The organism is Mycobacterium sp. WUMAC-067, from assembly GCF_020217485.1.
Lineage (GTDB): Bacteria > Actinomycetota > Actinomycetes > Mycobacteriales > Mycobacteriaceae > Mycobacterium.
In genome coordinates, this window is record NZ_JAEKMI010000004.1 from 86,451 (window position 1) to 98,590 (window position 12,140).

General features: G+C 71.0%; 9 protein-coding genes and 1 pseudogene. All 10 read left to right on the forward strand.

Annotated elements, in window-relative coordinates; all coding sequences use genetic code 11:
- Positions 1-66: 66 nt before the first annotated feature.
- The 10 genes and pseudogenes from pheS (at position 67) to argH (ending at position 12,114) form a co-directional block, all read left to right on the forward strand.
- A complete protein-coding gene (gene pheS, locus JF781_RS04075) occupies positions 67-1,110 on the forward strand; it encodes a phenylalanine--tRNA ligase subunit alpha (RefSeq protein WP_225327516.1) in 1,044 nt (347 codons plus the stop codon).
- Positions 1,110-3,596, forward strand: coding sequence for a phenylalanine--tRNA ligase subunit beta (gene pheT, locus JF781_RS04080; RefSeq protein WP_225327517.1), 2,487 nt, complete (start codon positions 1,110-1,112; stop codon positions 3,594-3,596). Before pheS ends, pheT begins: the two co-directional genes overlap by 1 nt.
- 31 nt (positions 3,597-3,627) lie before the next feature.
- Positions 3,628-4,687: pseudogene (gene argC, locus JF781_RS04085) on the forward strand (N-acetyl-gamma-glutamyl-phosphate reductase).
- Positions 4,684-5,895 carry a bifunctional glutamate N-acetyltransferase/amino-acid acetyltransferase ArgJ gene (argJ, locus tag JF781_RS04090; protein WP_225327519.1) on the forward strand — a complete coding sequence of 404 codons (1,212 nt, stop codon included), beginning with the start codon at positions 4,684-4,686 and terminating at the stop codon, positions 5,893-5,895. Before argC ends, argJ begins: the two are co-directional and overlap by 4 nt.
- Positions 5,892-6,779 (forward strand): acetylglutamate kinase, encoded by an 888-nt coding sequence (gene argB, locus JF781_RS04095; protein WP_225327520.1) that lies wholly within the window; start codon positions 5,892-5,894, stop codon positions 6,777-6,779. Before argJ ends, argB begins: the two co-directional genes overlap by 4 nt.
- Positions 6,776-7,969, forward strand: a complete 1,194-nt coding sequence (locus JF781_RS04100; protein ID WP_225327521.1) for an acetylornithine transaminase — start codon at positions 6,776-6,778, stop codon at positions 7,967-7,969. The genes argB and JF781_RS04100 overlap by 4 nt, the downstream gene beginning before the upstream one ends.
- Positions 7,962-8,888 (forward strand): ornithine carbamoyltransferase, encoded by a 927-nt coding sequence (gene argF / locus JF781_RS04105; protein WP_225327522.1) that lies wholly within the window; start codon positions 7,962-7,964, stop codon positions 8,886-8,888. The genes JF781_RS04100 and argF overlap by 8 nt, the downstream gene beginning before the upstream one ends.
- Positions 8,885-9,379: an arginine repressor gene (locus tag JF781_RS04110; RefSeq protein WP_083016028.1), complete on the forward strand. Its 495-nt coding sequence runs from the start codon at positions 8,885-8,887 to the stop codon at positions 9,377-9,379. Before argF ends, JF781_RS04110 begins: the two co-directional genes overlap by 4 nt.
- A gap of 27 nt (positions 9,380-9,406) precedes the next feature.
- Positions 9,407-10,612 (forward strand): argininosuccinate synthase, encoded by a 1,206-nt coding sequence (locus tag JF781_RS04115; RefSeq protein WP_225327523.1) that lies wholly within the window; start codon positions 9,407-9,409, stop codon positions 10,610-10,612.
- Positions 10,613-10,683: 71 nt separating this feature from the next.
- A complete protein-coding gene (gene argH, locus JF781_RS04120; RefSeq protein ID WP_225327524.1) occupies positions 10,684-12,114 on the forward strand; it encodes an argininosuccinate lyase in 1,431 nt (476 codons plus the stop codon).
- Positions 12,115-12,140 lie beyond the last annotated feature (26 nt).

The window sequence follows — 12,140 nt, forward strand, 5'->3', positions numbered from 1 at the left end:
CCGCGCGGAAAGCACGATCGATGCCGGCAGCCCTAACAGCCTCGTCAGCAAGGAGAATGTCGCCGCGTGGGTGAGCAACCCGTCGACCTGTCGCCCGAAGCGTTGACCGAGGCGGTCAACGCCGCCCGGCAGGCCTTCACACTGGCCGACGATCTCGACACCCTGGCGCGCGTCAAGACCGAGCACCTCGGCGACCGCTCACCGCTGGCCCTGGCGCGCCAGGCGCTGGGAAGCGTTCCCAAAGGCGAGCGCGCCGACGCCGGTAAGCGGGTCAACGCCGCGCGAGGCGAGGCCCAGCAGGGCTACGACGACCGCCTCGCGGTCCTGCGCGCGGAACGCGACGCCGCGGTGCTGGTCGCCGAGCGCATCGACGTGACGTTGCCGTCGACCCGGCAGCCGATCGGGGCGCGGCACCCGATCACGATCCTGGCCGAACACATCGCCGACACCTTCATCGCGATGGGGTGGGAGTTGGCCGAGGGCCCGGAGGTCGAGAGCGAGCAGTTCAACTTCGACGCGCTCAACTTCCCCGCCGACCACCCGGCGCGCAGCGAGCAGGACACCTTCTACATCGCGCCGGAGGACTCCCGGCAGCTGTTGCGCACCCATACCTCGCCGGTGCAGGTGCGCACGCTGCTGGCGCGCGAATTGCCCGTCTACATCGTCTCGATCGGCCGCACGTTCCGCACCGACGAACTCGACGCCACCCACACCCCGGTCTTCCATCAGGTCGAGGGCCTGGCGGTGGACCGCGGCCTGTCGATGGCGCACCTGCGGGGCACGCTGGATGCGTTCGCGCGCGCCCAATTCGGCCCCGAGGCGCGCACCCGCATCCGCCCGCACTTCTTTCCGTTCACCGAGCCCTCCGCCGAGGTCGACGTGTGGTTCGTCGGCAAGAAGGGCGGCCCCGGCTGGGTGGAATGGGGCGGCTGCGGGATGGTGCACCCGAACGTGTTGCGCGCGGCGGGAATCGACCCCGACGAGTACTCCGGCTTCGCGTTCGGCATGGGCCTGGAACGAACGCTGCAGTTCCGCAACGGGATTCCGGACATGCGCGACATGGTCGAGGGCGACGTCCGGTTCTCGCTGCCGTTCGGGGTGGGTGCCTGATGCGCGTTCCGTACAGCTGGCTGCGCGAGGTCGTGAACGCCGGCGCGCCGGGTTGGGATGCCGGCCCCGCCGAGCTGGAGCAGACGCTGGTGGACATCGGCCACGAGGTCGAAGAGGTCCTCACCCTCGGGCCCGTCGACGGCCCGCTGACGGTGGGCCGCGTCACCGACATCGAGGAGCTCACCGGTTTCAAGAAGCCCATCCGGTTCTGCCATGTCGACGTCGGCGAGGGACAAGACCGCGAGATCGTCTGCGGTGCAACGAATTTCGCGGCCGGCGACCTCGTGGTGGTGGCGCTTCCGGGAACCACGCTGCCCGGCGGCTTCGCCATCGCCGCGCGCAAGACCTACGGACGCGCATCGGACGGGATGATCTGCTCGACGGCCGAACTCGGTTTGGGTGCCGACCATTCCGGGATCCTGGTGCTGCCGCCGGGCACCGCCGAACCCGGAGCCGACGGCGCCGCGGCGCTGGGACTCGACGACGTGATCTTCCACCTGGCCATCACCCCCGACCGCGGTTACGGCATGTCGCTGCGGGGCCTGGCCCGCGAAATCGCCTGCGCCTACGACCTGGACTTCGTCGACCCGGCCGACGTCAAGCCCCTGCCGGCGAACGGGGAGGCCTGGCCGCTGACGGTGCAGCCCGACACCGGGGTGCGGCGGTTCGCGCTGCGCCCGGTCACCGGCATCGACCCCGCGGCCGTGTCGCCCTGGTGGCTGCAGCGCCGACTGCTGCTCTCCGGCATCCGCGCGACCTCGCCGGCGGTCGACGTCACGAACTACGTGATGCTCGAACTCGGCCACCCCATGCACGCCCACGACCGCAACCGCATCACCGGCGGCTTCGGCGTGCGCTTCGCCCGGCCCGGCGAGACCGTCGTCACCCTCGACGACATCGAGCGCAAACTCGAACCGGCCGACGTGCTGATCGTCGACGACACGGCGACGACCGCGATCGGCGGCGTGATGGGCGCGGCCAGCACCGAGGTGCGCGCCGACTCCACCGACGTGCTGCTCGAGGCCGCGGTCTGGGACCCCGCCGCGGTGTCGCGCACCCAGCGCAGATTGCACCTGCCCAGCGAGGCCGCCCGCCGCTACGAGCGGGGCGTGGATCCGGCCATTTCCGTGGCCGCCCTGGATCGGTGCGCTTCGCTGCTCGCCGAGATCGCCGGCGGGGCGGTGTCCGACACGCTGACCGATTGGCGGGGCGAGCCGGCACGCGACGACTGGGCCGGAACGCCGATCGACATCGACGCCGGCCTGCCCGGCCGCATCGCCGGCGTGACCTATGCCCCGGGAACGGCCGCCAAGCGGCTCGCCCAAATCGGTGCCGCCGTAGCGGAACACGGCGACACGCTGACGGTGACCCCACCCAGCTGGCGCCCCGATCTGGTGCAGCCCGCCGACCTCGTCGAGGAGGTGCTGCGGCTCGAGGGGCTCGAGGTCATCCCGTCGGTGCTGCCGTCGGCGCCGGCCGGCCGCGGCCTGTCCGCCGTTCAACAACGCCGCCGCGCCATCGGCAAGTCGCTGGCCCAGTCCGGTTACGTCGAGATTCTGCCGACGCCGTTTCTGCCAGCCGGCGTGTTCGACCTGTGGGGCCTGCCGGCCGACGATCCGCGGCGGGTCGCGACCACCGTGCTCAATCCTCTGGAGGCCGACCGACCGCACTTGGCCACCACGCTGCTGCCGGCGTTGCTGGAAGCCTTGGTGCGCAACGTATCCCGCGGCCTGGTGGACGTTTCGCTCTATGCCCTGGCCCAGGTGGTGCAGCCGTCAGCCGAGACCCGCGGCGTGACGCTGATTCCCGTCGACCGGCGGCCGACCGACGGCGAGATCGCCACCCTCGACGCGTCGTTGCCGCGGCAACCGCAGCATGTCGCCGCGGTGCTGACCGGCCTGCGGGAACGGCGCGGCCCCTGGGGGCCGGGCCGGCGCGCCGAGGCCGCCGACGCGTTCGAGGCGGTGCGCATCATCGCCCGCGCCGCCGGAATCGACGTGCGGTTGCGGGCGGCGCAGCAGCTGCCCTGGCATCCGGGCCGGTGCGCCGAGGTGCTCGTCGGCGACACGACGGTGGGGTACGCGGGCCAGCTGCATCCCGCCGTGACCGAGCGCTCCGGCCTGCCCAAGGGCACGTGCGCGCTCGAACTCAACCTCGACGCGATCCCCCTCGTCGCGGCGCTGCCCGCGCCCCGGGTGTCGCCGTTCCCGGCCGTCTTCCAGGACGTCAGCCTGGTGGTGTCCGCGGACGTCCCGGCCGCCGCGGTGGCGGACGCCGTGCGCGAAGGCGCGGGGGAGCTCCTGGAAGACCTGCAGTTGTTCGACGTTTTCACGGGCCCGCAGATCGGCGAGGACCGCAAGTCGCTGACCTTCGCGCTGCGGTTCCGGGCGGCGGATCGCACCCTCACCGAGGACGACGCCACCGCGGCCCGCGACGCCGCCGTGCGACGGGCCGCCGAGTCGGTCGGCGCCGAGCTCCGCACCTAGGTGGAATGGATTTGCAAAGGACTGCATAACCATGCAGAATCGTCGAAATGGCCGACGTGATCAAGGTGGCAGTTGCCGGTGCCAGCGGCTATGCGGGCGGTGAGATCCTCCGCCTGTTGCTCGGGCACCCCGCCTATGCCCAGGGGCGCCTCTCGATCGGCGCGCTGACCGCCGCGGCCAGTGCCGGCAGCACGCTCGCCGAGCACCATCCGCACCTGACGCCGCTGGCCCAGCGCGTCGTCGAGCCGACCGAGCCCGCCGCGCTCGCCGGCCACGACGTGGTGTTCCTGGGCTTGCCGCACGGTCATTCGGCCGCGCTGGCCTCTCAGCTCGGCCCCGACACCCTGATCATCGACTGCGGCGCGGACTTCCGGCTCACCGACGCCGCCGCGTGGGAGCGGTTCTACGGCTCCCCGCACGCCGGCAGCTGGCCCTACGGGCTGCCGGAGCTACCCGGCGCGCGCGAGCGGCTGCGCGGCGCCCGACGCATCGCGGTCCCCGGGTGTTACCCGACCGCGGCGTTGCTGGCGTTGCTGCCCGCGGTGGCCGAGGACCTCATCGAGCCCGCCGTCACGGTGGTCGCCGTCAGCGGCACCTCCGGGGCCGGGCGGGCCGCCAAGCCCGACCTGCTGGGCGCCGAGGTCATCGGATCGGCGAGGGCCTACAACATCGCCGGGGCGCACCGGCACACCCCCGAGATCACCCAGGGCCTGGCGGCCGTCACCGACCGCGACGTCACGGTGTCCTTCACCCCTGTGCTGATCCCGACGTCGCGCGGAATCCTGGCCACCTGCACCGCCCGCACCCGCGCGCCACTGTCGCAACTGCGGGAAGCCTACGAAAAGGCTTACGACGCAGAACCTTTCATCTATCTGATGCCCGACGGTCAACTGCCCCGCACCGGGGCGGTGATCGGAAGCAACGCGGCCCACATCGCGATCGCGGTGGACGAGGCGGCCCAGACGTTCGTGGCGATCGCCGCGATCGACAACCTGGTCAAGGGTACGTCCGGGGCGGCCGTGCAGTCGATGAACCTGGCGCTGGGCTGGCCGGAGTCCGAAGGCCTTTCGGTGATCGGGGTGGCGCCGTGACGCGCATCGAGACGCCGCGGTTGGTGCGCGAGCAGGGCGTGACCGCGCCGGCCGGATTCCGGGCGGCGGGCATCGCCGCCGGCATCAAGGCCTCGGGCAAGCGCGACCTGGCCCTGGTCTTCAACGAGGGCCCCGATTACGCGGCCGCCGGGGTGTTCACCCGCAACAGGGTCAAGGCCGCGCCGGTGCTGTGGTCCCAGCAGGTGCTGAGCACCGGGGCGCTGCGCGCGGTGATCCTCAACTCCGGCGGCGCCAACGCCTGCACCGGGCCGGGCGGGTTCCAGGACACCCACGCCACGGCCGAGGCCGTCGCGGCCGCGTTGTCGGACTGGGGCACCGAGACCGGCGCCATCGAGGTGGCGGTGTGCTCCACCGGGCTGATCGGCGACCGGCTACCGATGGACAAGGTGCTCGCCGGGGTGCGCGCGATCGTGCAGGACATGGCCGGCGGCCTGTCCGGCGGCGACGACGCCGCCCAGGCGATCATGACCACCGACACCGTGCCCAAACAGGTTGCGCTGCATCACCCCGGCGGCTGGACGATCGGCGGGATGGCCAAGGGCGCGGGCATGCTCGCGCCGTCGCTGGCGACGATGCTGTGCGTGCTCACCACCGACGCGGCCGTCGACGCGGCGGCGCTGGACGCCGCGCTGCGCCACGCGGCCGCGCGCACGTTCGACCGGCTCGACATCGACGGCGCGTGCTCGACCAACGACACGGTGCTGCTGCTGGCCTCGGGGGCCAGCGGGATCACCCCGGACCAGGGCGACCTCGCCGACGCCGTGCTGCGCGTCTGCGACGATCTGTGCGCCCAGCTGCAGGCCGACGCCGAGGGCGTCACCAAACGCGTCAACGTCACCGTCACCGGCGCCGCCTCCGAGGACGACGCGTTGGTCGCCGCGCGGACCATCGCCCGCGACAGCCTGGTCAAGACGGCGGTGTTCGGCTCGGACCCCAACTGGGGTCGGGTCCTGGCCGCCGTCGGCATCGCGCCCATACCCCTGGATCCCGATCGGATCACGGTGTCGTTCAACGGTTCCGCGGTCTTCGCCGACGGGGTGGGGGCGCCGGGCGCGCGCGAGGTGGACCTCTCCGGGGCCGACATCGACATCACCGTCGACCTGCGGCTCGGCGACGGCCGGGCCACCATCCGGACCACCGACCTGTCGCACGGCTACGTCGAAGAGAATTCGGCGTACAGCTCATGAGTTCCTCTACCGAAGCCCTGTCGACCGGAGTCAAGGCGCAGGTGCTCGCCGAGGCCCTGCCCTGGCTCAAGCAGCTGCACGGCAAGATCGTCGTCATCAAGTACGGCGGCAACGCCATGACCGACGACACCCTGCGGCACGCCTTCGCCGCCGACATGGCGTTCCTGCGCAACTGCGGCGTGCACCCCGTCGTCGTGCACGGCGGCGGCCCGCAGATCAGCGCGATGCTGCGCCGGCTCGGCATCCAGGGTGACTTCAAGGGCGGATTCCGGGTCACCACACCGGAAGTGCTCGACGTGGCGCGGATGGTGTTGTTCGGCCAGGTCGGTCGCGAACTGGTCAACTTGATCAACGCGCACGGACCGTACGCCGTCGGCATCACCGGCGAGGACGCCCAGCTGTTCACCGCCGTGCGGCGCAGCGTCACCGTCGACGGCGTGGCCACCGACATCGGCCTGGTCGGAGACGTCGAGCGGGTCAACACCGCCGCGGTGCTGGATCTTATTGCCGCACGGCGCATTCCGGTGGTGTCGACGCTGGCGCCGGACGCCGAGGGTGTGGTGCACAACATCAACGCCGACACCGCCGCGGCGGCGCTGGCCGAGGCGCTGCACGCCGAGAAGCTGTTGATGCTCACCGACGTCGAAGGCCTGTACACGAGTTGGCCCGACCGCGATTCGCTGGTCAGCGAAATCGACACGGCCACACTGTCGCAACTGCTACCCACCCTGGAGGCGGGCATGATTCCCAAGGTCGAAGCGTGTCTGCGGGCCGTGACCGCGGGCGTGCCGAGCGCGCACGTCATCGACGGCCGGGTCGAACATTGTGTGCTGGTGGAGCTTTTCACCGACGCGGGCACGGGCACCAAGGTGGTACCGGCATGAGTAATACCGACGCCCTGAAGCGGCGGTGGGAAGCCGTGATGATGAACAACTACGGCACCCCCGCGATGGCGCTGGCCAGTGGCGACGGGGCCGTGGTCACCGACGCGGACGGAAAGAGCTATCTCGACCTGCTCGGCGGCATCGCGGTCAATATCCTGGGCCACCGCCACCCCGCGATCATCGAGGCGGTCACCCACCAGATGGCGACGCTGGGGCACACGTCCAACCTGTATGCCACCGAACCCGGTATCGCGCTGGCCGAGGAACTGGTCGCGCTGCTGGGCGCGCCCGAAGAAACGCCGGCGCGGGTGTTCTTCTGCAACTCCGGCACCGAGGCCAACGAGGTGGCGTTCAAGCTGTCCCGGCTCACCGGCCGCACCAAACTGGTTGCCGCGCAAGAGGCTTTCCACGGCCGGACCATGGGATCGCTGGCGCTCACCGGTCAGCCGAGCAAGCGGGCGCCGTTCGCCCCGTTGCCCGGCGACGTCACCTACGTGCCGTACGGCGACGCCGCGGCGCTGGCCGCGGCGGTCGGCGACGACACGGCGGCGGTGTTTTTGGAACCGATCATGGGGGAAAGCGGCGTCGTCGTCCCGCCCGAGGGATACCTGGCCGCCGCCCGCGATGTCACGGCGCGGCACGGTGCGCTGCTGGTGCTCGACGAGGTGCAGACCGGGATGGGCCGCACCGGAACGTTTTTCGCCCACCAGCACGACGGCATCACCCCCGACGTGGTCACGCTGGCCAAGGGGCTCGGCGGCGGCCTGCCGATCGGGGCCTGCCTGGCCGTCGGGCGCGCCGCCGAGCTGATGACGCCCGGCCTGCACGGCAGCACCTTCGGCGGAAACCCGGTCTGCACGGCGGCGGCGCTGGCGGTGCTGCGGGTGCTGGCGTCCGAAAACCTGGTCCGCCACGCCGAGGTGCTGGGCAAGTCGCTGCGGCACGGCATCGAGGCGCTCGGCCACCCGCTCGTCGACCACGTGCGCGGGCGCGGGCTGCTGTGCGGGGTGGTGCTCACCGCGCCGCGGGCCAAGGACGCCGAGGCCGCCGCGCGGGAGGCCGGATTCCTGGTGAACGCCGCCGCGCCCGACGTCATCCGGCTGGCGCCGCCGCTGATCATCACCGAAGACCAGCTCGACGCCTTCGTCACCGCGCTGCCGGCCATTTTCGAGGGGGTTGCACGTGGTTAGGCATTTCCTGCGCGACGACGACCTGTCGCCCGCCGAGCAGGCCGAGGTGCTGCAACTGGCCGCCGAACTGAAGAAGGACCCGTTCAGCGCGCGTCCCCTGGAGGGACCGCGCGGGGTCGCGGTCCTGTTCGACAAGAACTCCACCCGCACCCGGTTCTCGTTCGAGGTGGGCATCGCCCAGCTCGGCGGGCACGCCGTCGTCGTCGACGCCCGCAGCACGCAGCTGGGCCGCGACGAGACGCTGGAGGACACGGCGCGGGTGCTGTCGCGCTATGTCGAGGCCATCGTCTGGCGCACGTTCGGGCAGGAGCGCCTCGAGGCGATGGCCGGGGCGGCGACGGTGCCGGTGGTCAACGCGCTCTCCGACGAGTTCCACCCCTGCCAGGTGCTCGCCGATCTGCAGACCATCGCCGAACGCAAGGGCTCGCTGACCGGTTTGCGGATGGCCTATTTCGGTGACGGCGCCAACAACATGGCGCACTCGCTGATGCTCGGCGGGGTCACCGCCGGCGTCCACGTCACCATCGCCGCCCCGGATGGTTTCGCCCCCGATCCGGCGTTCGTGGCGGCGGCCCGCAGGCGCGCCGAGGACACCGGCGCCTCGGTCACCGTCACCGCCGACGCCGCGGCGGCCGCGCGCGGCGCCGACGTCCTGGTCACCGACACCTGGACGTCGATGGGCCAGGAGGACGACGGCCTGGACCGGGTCAAGCCGTTCCGGCCCTATCAGATCAACGCGGACCTGCTGTCCCTGGCGGACCCGGAAGCCATTGTGCTGCACTGTCTTCCGGCTCACCGCGGCGACGAGATCACCGACGAGGTGATGGACGGCCCGGCCAGCGTGGTCTTCGACGAGGCCGAAAACCGGTTGCATGCCCAAAAGGCGCTGCTGGTGTGGCTTTTGGAGCGGCGATCATGACCCGCTCGAAAACAACCCCCGAAACCACCCGGGCCGGCCGGCAGGCCCGCATCGTGGCGATCCTGTCGTCGGCCGAGGTGCGCAGCCAGAGCGAACTGGCGGCGCGCCTCGCCGACGAGGGCATCGAGGTCACCCAGGCCACCTTGTCGCGTGACCTGGAAGAGCTGGGCGCGGTGAAACTGCGTGGTGCCGACGGCGGCGTCGGCGTCTACATGGTCCCCGAGGACGGCAACCCGGTGCGCGGCGTGTCCGGCGGGACCGCGCGGCTGTCGCGGCTGCTGAGCGAGCTGCTGGTGTCGGCCGACGCCAGCGCGAATCTCGCGGTGCTGCGTACACCGCCGGGCGCCGCCGACTATTTGGCCAGCGCGATCGATCGCGCGGCGCTACCGTACGTCGTCGGCACCATCGCCGGCGATGACACCGTCTTCGTGGCCGCTCGAGAGCCGATGACCGGCGCCGAACTGGCCACCACATTGGAAAAACTCACGTAAGCGATTTCAACCTAAGGAGATTGGTTCATGTCAGAACGCGTCATCCTGGCGTATTCCGGCGGTCTGGACACCTCGGTGGCCATCAGCTGGATCGGCAAGGAGACCGGCCGTGAGGTCGTAGCGGTGGCGATCGACCTCGGCCAGGGCGGCGAAGACATGGAGGTCATCCGCCAGCGGGCCCTGGACTGCGGGGCGGTGGAGGCCGTCGTCGTCGACGCCCGCGACGAATTCGCCGAGGGCTATTGCCTTCCCACCATCCTGTCCAACGCCCTCTATATGGATCGCTACCCGCTGGTGTCGGCCATCAGCCGGCCCCTGATCGTCAAGCACCTGGTGGCGGCGGCCCGCGAGCACGGCGGTAGCATCGTCGCGCACGGCTGCACCGGCAAGGGCAACGACCAGGTCCGGTTCGAGGTCGGATTCGGTTCGCTGGCACCCGATCTCGAGGTGTTGGCTCCGGTCCGCGACTACGCCTGGACGCGCGAGAAGGCGATCGCGTTCGCCGAAGAGAACGCCATCCCGATCAACGTGACCAAACGCTCGCCGTTCTCCATCGACCAGAACGTGTGGGGCCGTGCGGTGGAAACCGGTTTCCTGGAACACCTTTGGAACGCGCCGACCAAGGACGTCTACGCCTACACCGAAGACCCCACGCTGAACTGGAGCACCCCCGACGAGGTGGTCGTCGGGTTCGAGCGCGGCGTACCCGTGACGATCGACGGCAAGCGAGTGTCGGTGCTGGGGGCCATCGAGGAACTCAACACCCGCGCCGGCGCGCAGGGCGTCGGCCGCCTCGACGTCGTCGAGGACCGGCTGGTGGGCATCAAGAGCCGCGAGATCTACGAGGCGCCCGGCGCCATGGTGCTCATCACCGCGCACACCGAGCTCGAACACGTCACGCTCGAGCGCGAGCTGGGCCGGTTCAAGCGGCACACCGATCAGCGTTGGGCCGAACTGGTTTACGACGGGCTGTGGTACTCGCCGCTGAAGGCCGCGCTGGAGAGCTTCGTCGACAAGACCCAAGAACATGTGACGGGTGAGGTCCGAATGGTGTTGCACGGCGGCCACATTGCGGTCAACGGGCGGCGCAGCGCCGAATCGCTGTACGACTTCAACCTGGCTACCTACGACGAGGGCGACAGCTTCGACCAGTCGGCCGCCAAGGGTTTCGTCTACGTGCACGGGCTGTCGTCGAAGATCGCGTCCCGCCGGGACCAGGCCACCGAGGCGTGACTGTGCATTCCACGACGCGACACGCCCTCGAGCCGTCGCAGGATTCACACTCGCGGCGCAGGAGCGGGTAGATGAGCACTCGCGAGGGGTCGTTGTGGGGCGGGCGGTTTGCGGACGGCCCGTCGGACGCGCTGGCCGCGCTGAGCAAGTCCACCCACTTCGACTGGGTGCTGGCCCCCTACGACATCGTCGCCTCGCGGGCCCACACCGTGATCCTGTTCCGGGCCGGGCTGTTGACCGAGGAGCAGCGCGACGGGCTGCTGGCCGGCCTGGACCAGCTCGCCGAGGACGTCGCCGACGGCAGCTTCTCGCCGCTGGTCACCGATGAGGACGTGCACGGGGCGCTGGAACGCGGACTGATCGACCGGGTCGGGCCCGACCTTGGCGGGCGGCTGCGTGCCGGCCGCTCCCGAAACGACCAGGTGGCCACCCTGTTCCGGATGTGGCTGCGCGACGCGGTGCGGCGAGTCGCCGCCGGGGCGCTGGACGTCGTCGGCGCGCTGGCCACCCAGGCCGCCGCCCACCCGAACGCCATCATGCCCGGCAAGACCCACCTGCAGTCCGCGCAGCCGGTGCTGCTGGCCCACCACCTGCTCGCGCACGCCCAGCCGCTGCTGCGCGACGTCGACCGCCTCGCCGACTTCGACAAGCGGGCCGCGATCTCCCCGTACGGCTCCGGGGCGCTGGCCGGATCCTCGCTGGGGCTGGACCCCGGCGCGATCGCCGCCGAGCTGGGATTTGCGGCCGCCGCCGACAACTCCATCGACGCGACCGCATCGCGGGATTTCGCCGCGGAGGCGGCGTTCGTCTTCGCCATGATCGGCGTCGACCTGTCCCGGCTGGCCGAGGACATCATCCTGTGGAGCTCGACCGAATTCGGCTACGTCACCCTGCACGATTCGTGGTCCACCGGCAGCTCGATCATGCCGCAGAAGAAGAACCCGGACATCGCCGAGCTGGCCCGCGGCAAATCCGGGCGGCTGATCGGAAACCTGGCCGGCCTGCTGGCCACGCTGAAGGCCCAGCCGCTCGCCTACAACCGTGACCTGCAGGAAGACAAGGAACCGGTGTTCGATTCGGTCGCCCAGCTGGAGCTGGTGCTGCCCGCGATGGCCGGGCTCGTGCGCAGCCTGACGTTCGACGTCGATCGGATGGCCGCCCTCGCGCCCGCCGGGTACACGCTGGCCACCGATATCGCCGAATGGCTGGTGCGCCAGGGGGTGCCGTTCCGATCCGCGCACGAGGCCGCCGGGGCCGCCGTGCGCGCCGCCGAGCAGCGCGGCGTCGGGCTCGACGAGCTGACCGACGACGAGCTGGCCGCCATCAGCGGTGACCTGACGCCGCAGGTTCGTGAGGTTTTGACGATCGAGGGCTCGGTGGCCTCGCGGGACGCGTGGGGCGGCACCGCGCCCGTCCGGGTCGCCGAGCAGATCGAAAACGTCCTGGCCAGCGCCGGACGGCTCAAGGAACGGCTCGAAGACCTGTCGAGTGGGAGCCGTTGAGATGAGATCGGTTTCGCCGCCCGGCG